The following is a 19370-nucleotide window of genomic DNA, read 5'->3' as shown; positions in this document are numbered from 1 at the left end:
TGATTTGTGCACATTTTACCATAATTGTCTGTAAATGACAATCTTTTGGATGAGATTATCAGAATGGTAAATATAGGGCGCTCTGTCAGGAAAATATCTGCACATGGATATGACATAGAAGACGATCATTCCGCAGATGAGGAGAATACCCGCCCACTTCATCCATCCAAAGAGACGCGCCCCGAGACAGACGTACCTCTGTACAAAGGCTGCCGTAAGCCACAGTATGATGGGGAAGATAAAGGGCTGCATCTCCCATGCGCCGCGAAAGTCCAGAGTGAGGACCAAAAATCCCGCCCTGGTGAGGCCGCAGGCCGGACAGGGGAAGCCGGTCAGACCTGCGATCGGACATATGCTCCCGAACAAAATATATAAAAATATAAAACAGGCGATTATACAAATAACCGCCCATTTTATATTCTTTATATCTGTCCAGAGTAGCTTCGCACTGGATCGGATATGTTTCATCATGTAAAACCCTTTTACAGTATCACTTTCTTCGGACACTTCTCCGCACACTTTCCGCAGTTAGTGCACTTAGAAGGATCGATGTGGGCAATATTGTCTACCACTTTGACAGCGTCGAACTCGCAGACCTTCTCACACATCTTACATCCGATACATCCCACGGAGCATACAGACATGACATCCTTACCTTTGTCCCTGGAGCTGCACTGTACAAGATGCTTCTGCTCGTACGGAACAAGCTCGATCAGATGACGCGGACATACGGCGATACATTTGCCGCAGGCCTTGCAGGCTTCTTTGTCAACGACAGCCACGCCGTCCACCACATGGATGGCGTCAAAGGGACAGGCCTGCACACAGGAACCCTCGCCGAGGCATCCGAACGTACAACCTTTCGGTCCGCCGTTCTGCATCATGTTAACCATGATACAGTCATGTACACCATTATAGTTGTATGTCTGTTTCGCTACTTCACAGTTTCCTGCACATTTTACAAATGCCACTTCCCGGATCTGCTCACCAGCATCCACTCCCATGATCTCGCCTACTTTGGCTGCCACAGGGGCACCGCCTACAGGACAGGCGTTAACCGGAGCTTCTCCTTTTGAGATGGCCGCTGCAAGTCCGGAACATCCCGGGTATCCGCATCCGCCGCAGTTGTTGCCCGGCAGCACGCCCAGGATCTGCTCTTCTTTTTCATCTACTTCTACTGCAAACTGTTTGTCTGCAAGTCCGAGGAAAATACCGATGAATAAACCAGTACCGCCTACAATGACTGCAGCCAAGATAATTCCTGTTATACTCATAGTTTTTTTCCTCCTATATCAGTCCTGAAAATCCGAAGAACGCAATCGCCATCAGTGTGGATGTAAGAAGAACGATCGGCATTCCCTTGAAGGATTCCGGGATATCGTTGTATTCCATTTTCTCTCTGATACCAGCCAGCAGGACAATGGCGATCAGATAGCCGACGCCTGTGGCAAAACCGTTTACAACACTCTCAAGCAGGTTGTATCCATCCTGTACGTTGTTAAGAGCAACACCGAGAACGGCACAGTTTGTCGTGATCAGAGGAAGATAAACGCCCAGAGCGCTGTAAAGCGACGGAACGAATTTCTTCAGGAACATTTCTACAATCTGTACAAGAGCCGCGATGACAAGAATGAACACAATGGTGTTCAGATATTCAAAACCAAGCGGCTGCAGGATAAACTGATGCAGAAGTCCTGCCACCAGAGATGCCAGGGTGATAACGAAGATAACGGCTCCACCCATACCAACGGAAGTCTCGATCTTTCTGGATACACCGAGGAAGGAACAGATTCCGAGGAACTGGCTGAGCACTACGTTGCTGACAAGCGCAGAACCGACTGCTATTAATACTAAATTTGCTAAATCCATCTTTCACCCTCCTATTCCTTATCTTTTCCGGCTGCTGACGGACATCCGCCGCATGTAGCGCAGTCTGCGCCACAGCCAGACTGGATCTTGGAAGCATCTTTGCCCTTCTTCTCCATGTTGATCTTCACTTTGTTCTGAATAGCCGCAAGGAAAGCAAGTACAAGGAACGCGCCAGGAGCCAGGATGAAGATCGTGACAGGTGTGTATCCGGCAGCTCCGGTAGCCTCATCTGCCAGCGGAAGGATCTGATAGCCGAAAACCTGGCCTGCACCGATAATCTCACGCACAAGACCGATCGCCACAAGTCCTACCGTGAATCCAAGCCCCATGCCCAGTCCGTCAAAGATGGATGGAAGAACTTTGTTCTTGGAAGCGTAGCTCTCCGCGCGGCCCAGGATGATACAGTTTACGACGATCAGGGGAATATAAAGCCCCAGAGAGTCGTAAAGAGCTGGTGTAAAACCTTCCATGAGAAAATCAACAATTGTCACAAAGGATGCCACGACTACGATAAACGCAGGCATACGGACAGAATCCGGTATGATCTTACGCAGCATGGAAATCAGCATGTTGGACATAACAAGCACGGCTGTGGTCGACAGTCCCATACCGATACCGTTCATAGCTGAGGTTGTCACCGCAAGCGTGGGACACATACCAAGCATCAGAACGAAAATAGGGTTTTCATCTATAAGACCATTTTTCAGTCTCTCAACACATGTATTCATCTTTACTACCTCCTAAAACGCATTCTGGAAGTAAGCAAGCGCTGTGTTAACGGCACCTGTCACTGCCCTTGATGTGATGGTGGCACCGCTGATGGCATCGATCGGCTCCCCATCACCGCCGTCTTTTGAAACTGCAAACTTCTCTGTCTGCACACCTACATACTGTCCGTAGAAGGACTCGTTTGTGGCGTTCATGCCAAGTCCTGCCGTCTCGCTGATGGAGAGGAAGGAAATACCGCTGACTGTTCCGTCTGACGTGATACCCACAACGACCTGTATGTCTCCGCCGTAACCTTCACCGTCTGTCACGGTGACAACATAACCTGCATCGCCGCCGTCTACTGCGCAGACCTCATCAACTGTAGCGTCAACCCCCAGATCAGCCGCAGCCTGGGAAGCGATATCAGTATCAACATCCATCTGTTCAAAGGCATCCAGGTCCGCATCCGGGAACACAGCCTGCCATGCCTCTTTCTTCGCGTTCTCCTGGGACTGTGCGATGGGAGCTTTTGTCACCTCGTAGGCAAGTCCGAGAAGAAGGCCGGATACCAGTGTAATCACTGTAAGAATAATTGTATTTTTGATGATCTTATTCATTATTTCTCTCCTCCTTTACCGAACGGTTTTGGAAGAGTAACCCTCTCGATCAGCGGAACCAGAAGGTTACTGATGATGATGGCATAGGAAACACCCTCTGCAGATCCGCCGAAGATACGGAACAGACCTGTCAGAACACCCAGGCAGATACCGTACAGGTACTGCCCCTTCTTGGTGATGGGGGATGTGACGTAATCCGTCGCCATGAACCAGGCGCCCAGCATGAGACCGCCGCCGCACAGATGGGCTGTCAGGTAAGTGGGATCAAAAAATCCGATCTCCGGATGTGCCACATGACCAAAGATACCGACAAAGATCACAAAGGTCACAATGTATGTACCCGGTATGCGCAGATCAATAACGCCCATCAGGATCAGGAAGATCGCGCCGATGATAATGGCGATGACAGATGTCTCACCGATGGTTCCGGGAATGGTTCCAATCAGCATGTCCATAGTGTTGACCTGATCCAGAGCTCCGCTCTTCACATAGGAAAGCGGTGTGGGTCCTGTAACACCGTCATAGACAAAGCTTGTCATGGGGCCGGTGAAGGACAGAAGAAGGAAACATCTGGCACCAAGAGCCGGGTTCATAAAGTTCTGTCCAAGTCCGCCGAAAAGCTGCTTTACGATCAGGATGGCAAATACGCTGCCCAGAGCACCCATCCACCAGGGAGCTGTAGGAGGCATATTAAGACCAAGGAGCATACCAGTGACAACCGCACTGAAATCTCCGATCGTGACTTTTTTATGCATCAGTTTTTCATAGATATATTCTGTAAGCACAGCCGCCGCCGTTGTGCTGACCATCATGATCAGGGCGGGCAGTCCAAAGTTGTACACTCCGAATGCAGTTGCCGGAAGCAGTGCAATGACTACCATGAGCATGATATTGCCGGAGGTCACTTTGGAACGTATATGTGGTGAAGATGAAATGTTAAATGAATTCTCCACGTTTGTTCACCTCTTCCTCTCTTATTCTTTATTTCTTTTTCTTGCGGTTAGCAAGCGCAATTTTTCTCATAGAACCAATGGACTGCTTTAACTGACGTTTTGCAGGGCATACATAACTGCAGCAGCCGCATTCCACACACTCGAGTCCGCTGAACTTTTCAAACTTCTCCTCATCGTGATGCTCTGCGTAGTCTGCCAGTCTGGAGGGGATCAGTCTGCTTGGGCAGGCATCCACACAGCGTCCGCAGTTGATACATGCTGAAGGCTCCATTTCTGCCACCGCATCTCTGGAAAGACAGAGAATGGAGGAAGAAGTCTTTGTGACAGGAGTGTCCAGTGTGAACATGGCAAATCCCATCATAGGACCGCCGGAGATCACTTTCTTCGGCTCCCCTTTAAATCCGCCGGCAGCCTCCACCAGCTCTGCCTGGTTTGTACCAAACAGTACTTTAAAGTTGCCCGGCTCGTTTACAGCATCTCCGCTGACTGTCACGATACGCTCCATAGAAGGAAGCCCTTTTACAACTGCCTGGTAAATGTTGATCATAGTTTCTACGTTGTCCACAACGCAGCCTGCGTCCGCCGGAAGCATGGAGGAATTGATGGCTCTTCCTGTGGTAGCGTAGATCAACTGACGCTCAGCTCCCTGGGGGTACTTTGTCTTCAGCGCCATCACTTCCATACGGGGCTCATCTTTTACCAGTTCTTTTAGTTTTGCGATACAGTCAGGCTTGTTGTCCTCCACTGCAAAAATACCCTTTGCGTTGTCAAACAGGGAAAGGACTACCTTCATACCGCCGACCAGCAGTTCCGGTGTCTCCATCATCCTGCGGTAATCTGCTGTAATATAGGGCTCGCACTCTGCACAGTTTGCAATAATATAGTCGATCTTCTCAGGCTCCTTCGGTGAGAGCTTTACCCTTGTCGGGAAACCTGCGCCACCCATACCGACAACACCGGCTTCGCCGATGGCGTTCAAGATCTCCTCTTTTGTCATCTCGCCGAGCGGTTTCACCGGAGCGTACTCCACTTCTGTGTACTCACCGTCGTTTTCAATGACAATACAGTTTACTTTTGCCCCTGTGGGGTTGAAATGGGGTTCGATCGCTTTGACTGTCCCTGAGACAGACGCATAGATGGGGGCAGATACAAATCCGCCGGCCTCCGCGATCTTCTGTCCCTTTAATACATGATCGCCCACTGCTACAACTGGAGAGGCCGGGGCGCCAATATGCTGAGAAAGCGGATAAACCAGGTTTCCCTTTGGCTTAATTTCAACAATAGCCTTGTCTTTTGCCAGACTTTTGCCATCATCCGGGTGTATACCACCCTTAAATGTCAACAATGCCATCTCTTTTTTCCTTCCTTCCTACTATAATCTGTATATACTATACAAGAAAAACCCGGCTTCTTCTAGTTTTTCCGGCATTTTTCTTGTATATTTCGAAGTACATCTTGTCGCATTTTTAACAATACTGCACATGAAAAGAAAGAGACTATAACATAGTCTCCATCTTTTTATACATTATATATTTGTGCGAAAATACGCTTTACTCTTCTTCTGTCTCGGCTTCAGCTGATGTCTCCTCTGCCTGCTGTGCACTCTCAAGAGCTTTCATGCTCAGGCTGATCTTCTTCTCTTCCTCGTTGAGATCTACGATCTTAGCTGTGATCTCCTGTCCGACTGTAAGAACATCAGAAGGTTTGTCAACGTGAGCTCTGGAAATCTGTGAAACGTGAAGCAGAGCATCTACTCCCGGTGCAAGCTCAACAAAAGCGCCAAAGTCTGTCATACGGGCAACTTTGCCTGTGATGACTTTGCCCACAGCGTAATCTTCCGCTGCGTTTGCCCATGGATTGGTCTCCGGGAATTTCAGGCTGAGCGCAATCTTCGTGTCATGGATATCCTTCACGAGAACAGTTACCTTCTCGCCAACCTGGAATACCTTCTTCGGATTCTCCACTCTTCCCCATGACATCTCAGAGATGTGGAGCAGCCCATCTACGCCGCCAAGATCGATAAAGGCGCCGAAGTCTGTCACATTCTTGACTGTACCTTCTATCCTGTCGCCAACCTGCAGTTTCTCGAACAGCTCTTTCTGCTTCTCTGCTTTTCTTGCAACGAGGAGCTGTCTTCTGTCACCGATGATACGGTTTCTTCTCGGATTAAATTCGCTGATAACAAATTCGATCTCCTGATCCTGATATTTGTTCAGATCTTTTTCATAAGTATCGGAAACCAGGCTTGCAGGGATAAATACTCTGGCTTCATCGATCACAACGGAAAGTCCGCCGCCGAGGATCTGGGTAACGGGAGCCTTCAGCACTTCTTTGTTCTCAAATGCTTCTCTGAGACGCTCATTTCCCTTCTCAGCCGCAAGCCGTTTATAAGTGAGCAGCACCTGACCTTCGCCGTCATTTACTTTTAATACCTTTGCTGTCATAGTATCGCCCGGGTTTACGATCGTAGTCAGATCCACGTTAGGCTCATTGGTATACTCGCTTCTTGTAATGATGCCATCTGCCTTGTAACCTATATTTAAAATGATCTCATCAGGCTTTACGTCGATGACTGTACCATCTACCACTTCCCCGTTACGTATTGTCTTAAAAGACTCTTCCAACATCTGTTCAAAAGTTAATTCTGACATTATTTTGAACCTCCTCAATTATTTTGTTGGGCGTGGATGCCCTGCTGTAATACCTACTGTTTCCACGGACCTTAATTGATTCATATCAAAATCGTCAAGTGTCTGTATGTAGTACGTATTGTTACATGCATGATCCACAATGCCGTTTTACAGCACAGTAAATCGTATCTAAAACAGTTATATCATACCCCTTTTTCGAGATAATTTCAACTAAATCTTTGAATTTAATGTAATTATATGTCGTTTGGAGTTCTGCGTATATTTCAGCGGCAGAGAGCGAGAATGGCATCTGCCACCTGCCTTATAGTCATGTCCGAACTGTCCACCAGCACAGCGTCTTCTGCCTGACGCAGAGGGGAGATCTCCCGGTTCATATCTCTTGTGTCCCTGTCGATGATGTCTTTCTCGATCTGTGCCAGATCACAGGGGATCCCTTTCTCAGTCAGCTCATCATATCTTCTCTTTGCCCTGGTCCGGCTGCTGGCCGTCAGGTAGACTTTCACGTCTGCGTCCGGCAGGACACATGTGCCGATGTCTCTTCCGTCCATCACCACATCCTGTCTGCGGGCCAGCTCTCTTTGCAGGGAGAGCAGCTTTTCCCTCACTTCCGGGATGGCGGAACTTTTGGAAGCCATATTCCCCACTTCCTCAAGCCGCAGCCTGGAAGTGATATTCTCTCCGTTCAGGTAGATCTGCTGCTGTCCGTCCTCGTAGCCGATGGAGACTTCCGCATCCCGGCACGCTTCTTTGATCTTATCTGTCTCCTCAGGGGAGATACCTCTGTTCAGAAAGTGTACTGCCAGTCCCCTGTACATGGCTCCTGTGTCCACATAGATATATCCTTTTTCTTTTGCCACAAGCCGGGCGATGGTGCTCTTTCCCGCACCTGCCGGTCCGTCGATCGCTATATTGTAACCCATAACTTCTGCTCCTTGTTCTGTCTGTTTTAGAGATGCTCTACGCTGCCGGCCTTTGTGCATTTTTTCAGAAGGAATTCTTTCAGGTCCGCCAGGCTGTGTCCCTTTACGCTTCCCTTTTTCAGAGCGATGAACCCGTCTTTTTTCCTTTTCTTTCCGGCCACCAGAGCAAGGGTGGTATCTGTCTCGTATATGCCTTCTATCTCATCGTAGGTAAACTCCTGAGTAACATCCCCCGTCACGCAGGTGAAACGATCCTCATAGAAGCTGACTTTCACAAGACGCTCTTTCCGGCTGATCTTCTTCAGCTCCGCCCAGCGTTTCTTTGCACCCTCGTAGGCCTTTGTCCTGATGTCCTGGATCTTGAAGGGCCCCCAGGCTTTTGTGTTTCTGTATTTATAGAGAGCCGTGTACATTTCGTTCACAATTTTGAAAGATTCGCTGTATTCCATATAGTATATTGGTTCCATAATATCATTCCTTTTCCTGTAGATTCTTTTGTGCTAGGGGATGCTGCTCCCTGCCATGTAGGCAGTGGACCAGGCGATCTGAAGATTAAATCCTCCCGTCACCGCGTCGAGATCCAGCACTTCCCCCGCAAAATAGAGCCCTTTTGTTATTTTTGACTCCATGGTGGCCGGATCGATCTCCCGCACCGAGACGCCGCCCTTCGTAATGATGGCCTCGCTCCAGCCCCGCAGGGACACGACCGTCACCGTCAGATCCTTGATCAGACATACAAGGGCTCTTCTCTCCTCCCGGGAAATATCGTGGATCTTCTTTTCCGGAGGGATGCCTGACAGCTCCACCACCACAGGGATCAGTTTGGAGGGGAGAAGTTTCCCCAGGGAGTTCTTGAACTGTCTGTTCTTCTGTTCCCCGAAATCTCTGAGTATCCTCTGGTCCAGCTGCTCCTGGGAGAGGGCGGGCTTCAGGTCAATGTGGAAGGTCAGGGGACCTTTCTCCAGCCTCGGCCCCACTTCGCTTGTGGCGCTCAAGATGACAGGGCCACTGAGGCCAAAATGAGTAAAGAGCATTTCACCGAAATCCCGGTACACCTCTTTCTTACCGTCCTTCACAGTCAGCTGTATGTTTCTCAGGGAGAGCCCCATCAGATCTCCCACCCACTTTTCTTTGGCTTCCACCGGCACAAGGGAAGGGAAAAGAGGGGTTACTTTATGTCCCGCATCCCGGGCAAACCGGTATCCGTCCCCCGTGGATCCTGTCAGGGGATAGGAAAATCCGCCTGTTGCCACGATACAGGCGTCACCCTTTTCCTCCCTGCCATCAGCGAGGGTAATACCGGCGACCTGCCCGTTCTCCACAAGAAGACTCTTTACCTCAGCGTGGAGATGAAGGTGTACTTGGAAAGCCTTCATCTGCTGTTCCAGGATGCGGATCACGTCAGAGGAGTGATCGGAAGAGGGGAAGACGCGCCCGCCCCTCTCTGTCTTTACAGGCATGCCGTTCTCCTCAAAGAAACGGATCACATCCTGGTTTGTGTGGGTGTAAAAACTGCTGTAGAGAAATTTCCGATTGCTCTTTACCGCCTGGAGCATCTCTTCTGTATCGCAGTCATTTGTCAGGTTGCACCGTCCCTTGCCTGTAATAAAAAGCTTCCTGCCCGCCCGGTCGTTTTTCTCGAACAGGTGGACCTGATGTCCCTGCCGGACAGCTGCAAGAGCCGCATACATGCCGGCCGCGCCGGCGCCGATGATCAGAACTTTACTCATGATTTGCCTCTTTGTCCTCATTTCTTCCTGCTGGAGACAGCTCCACTTTGCCGCTTACCTTGTCCAGCTCATCCCCGCTGTACACCTGATATTCGTCCCAGATCTCCTCCAGCATTTCCAGAGTGGAGACCACCTCCTTCTGCTTTTTCATGCACAGAGCAACCACCAGTGCATTGACCACGCTTAAGGGGGCCACCAGAGAGTCCACAATGGAGGCCATGTCGCTCCTGGCGATCAGGTTGCAGGAGGAGTAAAGATTCATGGGTGAGTGGATGCTGTCTGTCAGGGTAATGACCTTTGCCTTCCGGTTGCTGGCGAACTCCAGCGCCTTCAGGGTTCGCATGGAATACCTCGGAAAGCTGATGCCGATAATCACATCCTCCTCGCCGATGCGGATGAGCTGCTCGAAGATCTCACTGGAGCTGTTGGTGCTCACAGCCGTCACATCTTCACAGAGCAGATTGAGGTAGAAGCTTAAGAAACTGGCCAGAGGCGCACAGCTCCGTATACCCACCACATACACTTTTCTTGCCTTTAGGATGGTTTCCACAGCCAGCTCGAACGCCTCGTGATCAATACTTTCCATGGTAAGTTTGATTTTTTCGATATCAGACTGAAGGACAGAAGCCAGAATCTCTCCCTGGGTGATACGCCCGTAGGTCACTTCCATGCGCTGGATGGAATTCAGGCGGGTGCGGACCATCTCCTCAAGGGCCTTCTGAAAAGCCGGATAGCCGGAGTACCCAAGGGCTGTAGCAAAGCGTACTACGGTAGACTCGCTGACTCCCACTACCTGTCCCATTTTGGCTGCTGTGAGGAAGGCAGCCTTGTCGTAATCCCTGCGGATATAATCCGCCAGCTTTTTTTGTCCCTTGCTGAATTTTGCGTAACCATCATCAATTTTCTGCAGTAATTCGTTGTTTGTTCCCATTTTACAGGTCCCTTTTCTTTATAGTCACAAGAGGACATAGAACCTCCGGTTCCTGTCCTCTGTGTATATTCACTGTACTATTATAAATCCTGTCGGTCCGGTCCGCAAGTAGAAATCCTTACTCTTCCGGCACAACGATCAGATCCTTTGTAAAGCGGTTGAGCACCTCGCAGCCGTCCTCTGTAATGAGGACAAGATCCTCGATGCGCACGCCGATACCCTCATCGGGCAGATAGATGCCCGGCTCCACGGAGAAGCACTGTCCCGGTCTGATGATGTCTGTGTTGACAGATGATACGTCGCCGAATTCGTGGTCCTCCAGACCGATAGAGTGTCCGGTGCGATGTGTGAAGTACTGTCCGTAGCCCTTCTCCTCGATGTAATTTCTCGCGGCAAGGTCCACGTCGCACATCCGGTTGCCCGGCTTCGCGGCGGCGATCCCCCTCAGGTTGGCCTCCAGGACGATGTTGTAGATCTCCCTCGCCCGGTCTGACACCTCTCCGATGAAAACGGTCCTTGTCATGTCAGAAGCGTAGTTGTCCTTGAAGCCGCCGATGTCGATGACCACGCAATCGCCCCGTTTTCCCTTTGTGTCATCTGTGGCATGGTGGGGGTCCGCCCCGTTCTTTCCGTAGGCGGTGATGGGGTCAAAGGACACGCCCTCACAGCCTGCCTCCTTGTAAATCTCCCGAACCCTGTGATCCAGCTCCATCTCGCTCAGCCCCTTTGCCACAAGGGGAATGACCTTCTCCATCACGCTGTCGTTGACCCGGGAGGAGATCCGCATCAGCTGCTTCTCCTCCTCATCCTTGATCATGCGGACCTGGTCAACGATCCAGGAGGCGTTGACAAAGCTACTTCCGCCGCCCAGCTCCTGGAGGCGGAGGAGAAATCTGGCTGGCCAGTTCTTGTCCACGCCCATGACGGCATCCCTGTCCACGCAGCGGCTCAGGATCTCCACCGCATCCTCCACGTCGTCGTACCACACAAGCTCAACGCCCAGATCCCTCTCCTGGGGAAACAGCTTGTTGATGATCATCCTGTGGTTCCCGTTCACATTCAGGTACAGAGCCAGCATCCTCTCGCCCGGATGGATCCACTTTCCTGTCAGGTAGAAGATCGCTACCGGATCAGAGATGATCATCTGAGGAATGTTGTTTTCTTCCATTGACTTTAAGATTTTCTCAATTCTTCCCTTGTTCATACCATACACACCTCTCTATTATTATTGCCTACACAGCTCTTGTGTAATTTTTAAGCCATGCCCTCTCCTCCTCGTCGAGGAAAGGGGAAACCTTCTCATACACCGCACTGTGGTAGTTGTTCAAAAGACGTCTCTCCTCTTCTGTCATCATACCCGGCAGGATGGCGTCCAGATCCATCGGGACAAATGTGATTGTCTCAAAATACATGAACTGCCCGTACTCGTTCCAAAGCCCCTTCCGTGTCAGCAGCTCATTCTCCAGTCGGATCCCGTACTCGCCCTCCAGGTAGATACCTGGCTCATCCGTGACCACCATGCCATCCTCAAAGGGTTGAATCTCACCTGCCCGGAACTGCCAGCGGAAGCCTGTAGGCGGCTCGTGTATGTTCAGAAGATAACCGACGCCGTGGCCCGTCCCGTGGTTGAAGTTCAGGTTCCTGTCCCAAAACGGCTTTCTGGCGAGCATGTCCAGCGTCATCCCGGTGGCGCCGTACAAAAATTTTGCCGATGCAAGCTGAAGGTTGCTGATAGCCGTCAGCGTGAAGTGTTCCTTCATCTTGTCCGTCACGTCGCCCAGAGCGTAGGTCCTCGTGATATCGGTAGATCCTTCATAAAAGCCCGCGCCCGTGTCGGTCAGAAGAAAGCTTCCGCCTTCCAGGCGCACGTCTGTCTCTGGCGAGGATGTATAGTGCACGATGGCCCCGTGTTCGCCAAAGGATACGATAGGTTCAAAGCTTGGACGGATAAAATTTCCCTGCTGCGCCCGCAGTTCATCCAGCTTCCTGGAGGCGATCAGCTCTGTGATCACCTCTTTGTCGTAGTTCTCCTTGACCCATTTCATGAATTTAACGTGGGCAACGCTGTCCTTGAGCTGCGCTTTACGGATATTGTCGATCTCCGTGGGATTTTTGACGGCCTTGAAGAGGATCTCCGGGTTGCGCATCTCCACCTTTCCCATCTTCCCGGGTATGTTTTTCCAGAGCGCGTAGTTCAGTCTTGCCGGGTCGATGAGGACAGTAGCGCCTTCGTCCAGCTTCTTCACATCCTCATAGATGTCGTTGTAGGGGTGGAACACAACGCCGTCCCCCTCCAGCTTCTGCCGCAGCTCATCAGAAAACTTGGACGCGTCTGCATAGAGATCCATCCGATCCATCCCGATCACTGCGTAGGATAGCACCAGCGGGAAAAATTCGATATCGTTTCCTCGGATGTTCAGCGTCCAGCATATATCATCCAGCGTGGTCAAGATATGGCAGTCCGCTCCCACCTCCCGCATAAACCCGCGGATCCTCTCAAGCTTTGAGCCGCGGTCCTCACCCGCATACTGGAGCGCAAGCTCCCATGCCGGCTCCTCTGAGAGAGCCGGGCGGTCTTCCCATATGTCCGCCGCCAGATCCCTCTCGCAAAAGACAGATCCCTGCTTTTTAGCGGCGATCTGCTCGTAGAGCTTCCCGTCACCCAGGGAAACGCATCTTCCGTCAAAGGCGATGACGCCCCTCTCCGGAAGACTGTCGTTTAAGAAATGCTCAATGTCCGGCACTCCAGGCTCGCCCATCTTCATGAGCCTGACCGGCGTCCCCTCCAGCTCCTTTGCAGCCTGGATAAAATATCTGCCGTCCGTCCAGAGATAAGCCTCGTCCGCTGTAAAGACGGCCGTGCCCGCAGATCCGGTAAATCCGGTGAGAAATTCTCTTATCTTAAAGTACTCTCCCACGTACTCACTCTGATGGAAATCAGCCGTGGGCACGATGTAGACATCCACCTTGTTCTGACACATAATCTCGTGCAGTTTCCGAACTCTCTCGGTTATATCCATGACCTTTTCGCCTCCATTATTATAATTTTGCATTAATTATCAATCCACTATCTGTCCCCGCAGGGCGGCCTTCAAAGGCGCACCAGGCGCGGACGGGATTATTTTACAGTATAAACCATGGTTTGTAAACTCAAAACCGCCGCCCAAAATTTTTGAAAACATTGACTTTTATGGATCAGATCCCCTTGTCATGCCTTGTCAAACAAAATCCTTTTATGCTATTCTTATGCTGTACTGAACAGACAGATCATCAGGAGGTAAATGACATGAAGATCACAGAAGGATATATGCCTTATCTGGGGTATCAGACCTATTATCGGATCGTCGGTGAATGCAGAGACAAAAGAAAGCCTCTTCTCCTTCTTCACGGCGGCCCTGGATCTACTCACAATTACTTTGAAGTGCTGGACGTCCTGGCAGACACCGGTCGGTCCATCATCTCCTACGACCAGCTTGGATGTGGAAATTCTTATGTGGAAGGTCACCCGGAACTCTGGTGCCAGAAGACCTGGGACAACGAGCTGATAGAGCTGAGAAAACACCTGGGTCTGGATGAAGTCCACCTTCTGGGGCAGTCCTGGGGCGGTATGCTGGCTATCGAGTATCTCTGCGACTATCATCCCAAAGGCGTTGCCTCAGTCATCCTCTCCAGTACGCTTCCTTCTGCCAGTCTGTGGGCAAGGGAACAGCACCGGATGATTCGCCTGCTTTCAGAGGAGGACCAGGAGGCCATCGCAGAAGCAGAGCGGACCGGCCATTTTGATTCGCCCGGATACCTGGCTGCCAACAGTCGTTTTATGGAGCGCCATTGTGATTCTCTCTTCGGCGATGTGCCAGAATGTTTGAGCAGACCCAAAAGGACCGGGAAGGAGGCCTATCTTTACGGCTGGGGCCCTAACGAGTATAATCCCACAGGTTCCCTTGGGAACTGGGAGTACACGGACAAGCTGGACCGGATCAGCTGTCCGGCTCTCATTATCAGCGGTACAGATGACCTTTGTACGCCTCTTATTGCCAAGACTATGTATGACCGCATACCAGACGCAAGGTGGGAACTCTTTGAGGGATGCCGCCACATGTGCTTTGTGGATGACACTGAAAAATATATACGCCTTCTTGCAGAATGGCTGGATCAGACAGAAAAAAACGGCTGCGTGTAAGCAGCCGTTTTTTTCTATTTCATGTTCCGGAACTGTACCGGCGTCATATTGTATGCTTTTTTAAAGAGACGGTTAAAATGCTCCACATTCTGATACCCAACAGACAGGGCAATATTTTCCACTGTCATGCTGCTGCTCTTTAAGAGCGCTCTTGCCTTCTTCATGCGGATCTTCTTTACAAGGTCACCGAAGGTCATCCCTGATTTCTCCCGGATATACTTGGAGAGGTAGGGCTTGGAGAGATAGAACTTCTCTGCCAGGTCATCCAGTGTCACGTCAATGTAGTTGGCCTGTATGTAGTTCATGATCTCGATCATGCGGGCATCCTTCACCGGCTCCGCAGTGCTGAGCTCCTCTATCTTGTTCACAGCCACGATGAGGGCCTCAATGGAGGCTCGGATGATGTCCGCGTCTATCCCAACGCCCCAGAAGGTCTTCTCCTGGGAGACGATCCCTACGTAGGCTACCGCCTTGGAGGAAGATCCTCTTGTGAGCGAATGCTCCTCGTAGTAGCGCAGCTCGTAGCTGATATTGAAGTACTGCTTGATAGCGTTGCTGACAGCGTCCAGGCGGCCGTTTCCGGAGGCGGTCACCACCTGCTCGTCGTTGCCGTGGTGGATGGTGGCGTCCGCGATGATGCCGTCCGCCTGGCGGAAATGGCACTCATCGATGGAGAAGATGGTCTTGGCATTCACATAGTTGTCTGTAAAGATCTGGTATACCCACTCCGGCGTCAGCTCTTTGTGGGCTTTGTCGGAAACGCCCTTTACAAGGTAGCCTACTTCCTCGCGCATCTTCTCCGGAAGATTGATGCCGTGGCTCTGCTTCAGGATGTAGTTCACGCCGCCTTTTCCGGACTGGCTGTTGATGCGGATAACGTCTGAGTCATACCGTCTTCCCACATCCTGGGGATCGATGGGCAGATAGGGTACTGTCCACTTGTAGCACTTCTTCTCCTCTCTCCAGGACATGCCCTTGGCGATGGCATCCTGATGAGATCCGGAAAACGCAGTGAAGACAAGCTCGCCTGCATAGGGCTGGCGCACATCCACCGTCATCCTTGTCAGACGCTCATAGGCCTCTTTGATCTCCTCCATGTTGGAGAAGTCCAGCTTCGGATCCACGCCGTGGGAGAACATGTTCATACCAAGAGTGATGATATCCACATTTCCTGTCCGTTCTCCGTTTCCAAAGAGCGTACCCTCAATCCTGTCCGCCCCTGCCAGGATACCCAGCTCAGCTGTGGCCACGCCGCAGCCTCTGTCGTTGTGGGGGTGAAGGGAGAGGATCACGTTCTCTCTGTAGGCCAGATGTTTGTGCACGTACTCCAGCTGGGAAGCGAAGACGTGGGGCATGGCGTTCTCCACAGTTGTGGGGATATTGATGATCGCCTTGTTGTCTGCCTGGGGCTTCCACACGTCCAGGACAGCGTTGCACACTTCCACTGCGTAGTCTACTTCTGTACCCGAAAAGCTCTCCGGGCTGTACTCAAAAGTAAAGTTCCCCTCTGTCTCGTCTGCCAGCTTCTTCAGAAGCTCTGCTCCGTCTATGGCAATCTTCTTGATCTGCTCTTTATCTTTTTTGAACACCTGGTCTCTCTGCGCTACAGACGTAGAATTGTAAAGGTGGATCACCGCGTGAGGCGCTCCCTTTACAGCTTCGAAGGTCCGCTTGATGATGTGCTCCCTGGCCTGGGTCAGTACCTGGACCGTCACGTCATCCGGGATCATATTCCGCTCGATCAGAGCGCGCATGAAGTTATACTCTGTCTCGGAGGCAGCCGGGAAGCCCACCTCGATCTCCTTGAATCCCACTTTGACAAGCAGTTCAAAGAACTCCAGCTTTTCATCCAGGCTCATGGGCTCGATAAGAGCCTGGTTGCCGTCCCGCAGATCCACGCTGCACCAGATAGGCGGCTGGTCTATGTATTCTTTTTTCACCCAGTCATAGGTGACTTCCGGCGGCATAAAATACTGCCGTTCATACTTCTCAAAATTTTTCATGTTCCATCTCTTCCTTTCAGCAGCACAAAAGCTGAATATTTATCAACTTTGTTGTTCTTTTTTAATACTCGTCTATCCTATCACACATATACCCAAAATAATAGTGACAAATTTAATCATTTTTATTGACTTATTTTATTCTTTCCTGCAAAAAACCGGACAATGATCTGATCCAGGCACCACAGAAGGTCTCTCTCCGGCACACTGATGGCTGCTTCCACTTTCTGCCGCCCCACCTCGAATTCTCCTATGCGGTAAAGAATCTCCCCCACCTCCTGTCCCTCTTCCACAGGCGCATCCAGTTCTGCCGGGAGTTTGACCTGTGCGGTGACAGCCTCCTCGCCTGCCATGAGAAGCTCTTTTTGAAACGGTTCAGAGGACAGGAGGGCCAGTGCATCACTGCCCAGGCTTCCGGAGGGCGGCGCTCCGCCGGATATAGGAAGAGAAGGAAGAGACTGGTCCAGAGTAATGGTCTCATATTGGTAATGATTGATTCCGTACTGCATCAGCTTTTTTGTGTCCTCCCACTTGTACCCTTTGTTATTCGGCCATCCACAGGCCAGAAGCGCTACGATAAAGGTGCGCCCGCCGTTTTCCAGGGCTCCCACATAGCAGTAGCCGGCATCCGCCGTGAAGCCTGTTTTCCCGGTGAGCGCTCCCTCCATCATGGAGAGGAAGGCATTGTGATTCTGAAGCGAGAAGCTCCTCTGCCCTGAGAGGTCTGTAAAAGAGTAGCTGTCTGTTCTTGTGACAGTAAGAAATGCCTCCCTCTTTGGCGATTCCATGATGCAGTATCTGAGGATCCGGGCCAGATCCTCTGCCGTTGCAGAGTGGGTTCCCCCTTCGTCGGACGCATCCAGCCCGTTGGGAGTGATAAAATAGGTGTCCTGACAGCCGATCTCCTCTGACTTTTTATTCATCAGCCCGGCAAACGCTTCCACACTCCCGGCTGTGTTTTCCGCGATCACCACTGCGCTGTCATTGTGGGATTCCAGCATGAGGGAATAAAGTAGATCTTCCAGCAGATAGGTCTCTCCCTCCCGCACACCCAGGCGGACTTCCGGCTGGGAAGCTGCCTTTTCTGACACGGAGCACACCAGATCCGGTTTTCCTTCCTCCAGTGCCAGGATACATGTCATGATCTTTGTGGTACTGGCTATAGGCCGGGCTGTCTTCCCGTCTTTCTCAAATAAAACACGCCCGCTGTCAGCATCCATAAGGACCGCCGACCGGGCGTAGAGCTGTGCCAGTTCCTCCGGCGTCTCCTCTTCATCCGTCTGAGAAGCCGCCCGGCAGATGCAAGGGCAGGCCGCCAGGACCAGGGTGAGAAGAACAGATGCCAGAAAAAGACCGGCTTTCTTTTTTCGTTTTATCATATATATCACGACCCGAAGAACATAGACAGTTAACTTATATGTATGTCTTCTGTCCGGGAAATATGTCTATACGTCCAGCTTGAGCTGAGCTTCCTCCTCCGCTTCGTGCTTGAAATTCTCGAGCTGTTCCGGATTGAGGCCCGGAAGATCTTCCAGAGAATGGATGCTGAAACGCCGCAGAAACTCTTCTGTCGTTCCAAACAGAATGGGCTTGCCTGGCGCATCCAGCCTTCCCACCTCACACACAAGATCGTACTCCACCAGCTTGTTCACTGCGTGGTCTGACTTGACGCCACGGATCTTTTCGATCTCCAGTTTGGTGACCGGCTGCCTGTAGGCAATGATAGAGAGAGTCTCCAGCTGTACATCTGTGAGCACATATCTTCTTGGCTGCTTTGCCACCTTGATGAGGTACTCGTACATCTGGGGCTTTGTGCACATCTGAAAGGAGTCTTCCAGTTCGATGATGTGGATCCCTCTGTCATCGGTCTCATATTTATCCATCATATTGTGGATCACTTTCCGGGTCGTCTCCTCGTCATGGCCAATGGCTGACGCGATCTTGGAGAGCTCTACCGAGTCCCCCATCGTAAAAAGGATCGCCTCTATGATCCCCTCTAATCTGCTGATCTCCACTTTACACTTCCCCTTCTTCCCTTTGCTCTTCTTTCTGTGTCTCCTTTTTGCCGCATATCATGGAGGTGATAAGGATATCGTCAAAAGGCTGCTCCTGCATAACTTTGATCTTGCCTGTCTTCATCAGCTCCAGCACAGCCAGAAAGGTGACTACCAGCTGCACCTTGGACCCCTGCTTTGAGAGCAGCTGTCGGAAACTGAAGGAGAGGTGGGCCCCAGCGTACTCCTCCACATAGCCCAGCTTCTCCGGCAGAGAGACCTCCTCCTTCTCGATCTTTCCAAAACGGCTTCGGATGGGATCGATCTTTTCCGTCTGCCTGCGCATCATCTCCCGGAAGATCCTGTTCAGCTTTGACAGTGTCAGTCCGTCCAGAAGCCTGTCCAGATCCACCGGCTCCACATAGTCCTGCACCTCCTCCGGTATATCCGGCTCCCGGTACAGGGACCGTTCTCCTTCTACCTGCCTGTCCCGCAGTTCATAGGACATATATTTGTACATCTTGTACTGGAGCAGCTGGTCCACCAGCTCCTGCCGTGGATCTTCCTCTTCCCCCTCCTCATTCACTTCCTTGGGAAGAAGCATCCGGCACTTGATATCCAGCAGCGTGGCAGCCATGAGAAGGAATTCGCTCATCACGTTCAGGTCTTCCTGTTCCATGGCGCGGATATATTCCATATACTGATTCGTGATCTCCACAATAGGAATGTCGTAGATATCTATTTTATTTTTATCAATGAGGTGCAGAAGAAGGTCCAGAGGACCTTCAAACACCTGCAGCTTTACCTCTAATCCCAC

General features: G+C 51.1%; 19 protein-coding genes and 1 pseudogene. 1 reads left to right on the top strand and 19 read right to left on the bottom strand.

Going from position 1 to position 19370, the window contains the following annotated elements; all coding sequences use genetic code 11:
• Positions 1 to 15: 15 nt before the first annotated feature.
• The 15 genes and pseudogenes from Q5911_RS14995 to Q5911_RS02235 all read right to left on the bottom strand — a co-directional run bounded on the left by Q5911_RS14995 (position 16) and on the right by Q5911_RS02235 (position 13399).
• A complete protein-coding gene (locus tag Q5911_RS14995; RefSeq protein ID WP_442913468.1) occupies positions 16 to 468 on the bottom strand; it encodes a DUF2752 domain-containing protein in 453 nt (150 codons plus the stop codon).
• 14 nt (positions 469 to 482) lie between these two features.
• Positions 483 to 1274 carry an RnfABCDGE type electron transport complex subunit B gene (locus Q5911_RS02300; RefSeq protein ID WP_076777452.1) on the bottom strand — a complete coding sequence of 264 codons (792 nt, stop codon included), beginning with the start codon at positions 1272 to 1274 and terminating at the stop codon, positions 483 to 485.
• 13 nt (positions 1275 to 1287) lie between these two features.
• A complete protein-coding gene (locus tag Q5911_RS02295; RefSeq protein ID WP_076777453.1) occupies positions 1288 to 1869 on the bottom strand; it encodes an electron transport complex protein RnfA in 582 nt (193 codons plus the stop codon).
• Positions 1870 to 1880: 11 nt separating this feature from the next.
• On the bottom strand, positions 1881 to 2597 hold the full coding sequence (gene rsxE, locus Q5911_RS02290; protein WP_303180664.1) for an electron transport complex subunit RsxE: 717 nt from the start codon (positions 2595 to 2597) through the stop codon (positions 1881 to 1883).
• 12 nt (positions 2598 to 2609) lie between these two features.
• Positions 2610 to 3194, bottom strand: a complete 585-nt coding sequence (locus Q5911_RS02285) for an RnfABCDGE type electron transport complex subunit G (RefSeq protein ID WP_303180663.1) — start codon at positions 3192 to 3194, stop codon at positions 2610 to 2612.
• A complete protein-coding gene (locus Q5911_RS02280) occupies positions 3194 to 4147 on the bottom strand; it encodes an RnfABCDGE type electron transport complex subunit D (RefSeq protein ID WP_226394017.1) in 954 nt (317 codons plus the stop codon). Before Q5911_RS02280 ends, Q5911_RS02285 begins: the two co-directional genes overlap by 1 nt.
• 28 nt (positions 4148 to 4175) lie before the next feature.
• Positions 4176 to 5498: an electron transport complex subunit RsxC gene (gene rsxC / locus Q5911_RS02275; protein ID WP_076777457.1), complete on the bottom strand. Its 1323-nt coding sequence runs from the start codon at positions 5496 to 5498 to the stop codon at positions 4176 to 4178.
• Between the two features lie 199 nt (positions 5499 to 5697).
• Positions 5698 to 6798, bottom strand: a complete 1101-nt coding sequence (gene rpsA, locus Q5911_RS02270) for a 30S ribosomal protein S1 (protein ID WP_303180661.1) — start codon at positions 6796 to 6798, stop codon at positions 5698 to 5700.
• Positions 6779 to 7045, bottom strand: a pseudogene (locus tag Q5911_RS14895) (4-hydroxy-3-methylbut-2-enyl diphosphate reductase); the annotation flags it as partial. The pseudogene Q5911_RS14895 and the gene rpsA, both read right to left, overlap by 20 nt.
• A gap of 16 nt (positions 7046 to 7061) precedes the next feature.
• Positions 7062 to 7718 carry a (d)CMP kinase gene (gene cmk, locus Q5911_RS02260; RefSeq protein ID WP_281725582.1) on the bottom strand — a complete coding sequence of 219 codons (657 nt, stop codon included), beginning with the start codon at positions 7716 to 7718 and terminating at the stop codon, positions 7062 to 7064.
• Between the two features lie 26 nt (positions 7719 to 7744).
• The gene (locus Q5911_RS02255; protein WP_076777460.1) at positions 7745 to 8185 is read right to left on the bottom strand and encodes a YcxB family protein; all 441 of its coding nucleotides are present in this window, start codon (positions 8183 to 8185) and stop codon (positions 7745 to 7747) included.
• Positions 8186 to 8218: 33 nt separating this feature from the next.
• Positions 8219 to 9448 carry an NAD(P)/FAD-dependent oxidoreductase gene (locus Q5911_RS02250; RefSeq protein ID WP_303180659.1) on the bottom strand — a complete coding sequence of 410 codons (1230 nt, stop codon included), beginning with the start codon at positions 9446 to 9448 and terminating at the stop codon, positions 8219 to 8221.
• Entirely contained in the window at positions 9441 to 10379 is a 939-nt protein-coding gene (locus Q5911_RS02245; RefSeq protein WP_076777462.1) for a MurR/RpiR family transcriptional regulator, read from the bottom strand. The genes Q5911_RS02250 and Q5911_RS02245 overlap by 8 nt, the downstream gene beginning before the upstream one ends.
• A 118-nt stretch (positions 10380 to 10497) precedes the next feature.
• On the bottom strand, positions 10498 to 11583 hold the full coding sequence (locus tag Q5911_RS02240) for a M24 family metallopeptidase (RefSeq protein ID WP_303180658.1): 1086 nt from the start codon (positions 11581 to 11583) through the stop codon (positions 10498 to 10500).
• Between the two features lie 28 nt (positions 11584 to 11611).
• A complete protein-coding gene (locus Q5911_RS02235) occupies positions 11612 to 13399 on the bottom strand; it encodes an aminopeptidase P family N-terminal domain-containing protein (protein WP_303180656.1) in 1788 nt (595 codons plus the stop codon).
• A 266-nt stretch (positions 13400 to 13665) separates the two neighbouring features.
• Between Q5911_RS02235 and pepI the strand changes: the two genes are divergently transcribed.
• A complete protein-coding gene (gene pepI, locus Q5911_RS02230; RefSeq protein ID WP_303180654.1) occupies positions 13666 to 14559 on the top strand; it encodes a proline iminopeptidase in 894 nt (297 codons plus the stop codon).
• A 14-nt stretch (positions 14560 to 14573) separates the two neighbouring features.
• Here pepI and Q5911_RS02225 read toward each other — a convergent pair whose 3' ends face one another.
• From Q5911_RS02225 to Q5911_RS02210, 4 genes are all read right to left on the bottom strand, one after another.
• Positions 14574 to 16562, bottom strand: a complete 1989-nt coding sequence (locus Q5911_RS02225; protein WP_303180652.1) for a 2-isopropylmalate synthase — start codon at positions 16560 to 16562, stop codon at positions 14574 to 14576.
• Between the two features lie 122 nt (positions 16563 to 16684).
• Positions 16685 to 17938, bottom strand: a complete 1254-nt coding sequence (locus Q5911_RS02220; RefSeq protein WP_303180650.1) for a D-alanyl-D-alanine carboxypeptidase family protein — start codon at positions 17936 to 17938, stop codon at positions 16685 to 16687.
• Between the two features lie 66 nt (positions 17939 to 18004).
• Complete coding sequence (scpB, locus tag Q5911_RS02215; RefSeq protein WP_303180647.1) at positions 18005 to 18574, bottom strand: SMC-Scp complex subunit ScpB; 570 nt, start codon at positions 18572 to 18574, stop codon at positions 18005 to 18007.
• A 1-nt stretch (position 18575) separates the two neighbouring features.
• Positions 18576 to 19370, bottom strand: coding sequence for a segregation and condensation protein A (locus Q5911_RS02210; protein ID WP_076777468.1), 795 nt, complete (start codon positions 19368 to 19370; stop codon positions 18576 to 18578).

The sequence above is a fragment of the Lachnoclostridium phocaeense genome (assembly GCF_959599685.1).
GTDB lineage: Bacteria > Bacillota > Clostridia > Lachnospirales > Lachnospiraceae > Claveliimonas > Claveliimonas monacensis.
Note: the sequence above shows the minus strand (reverse complement) of the source record. Positions and strands in the feature narration are given on the sequence as shown.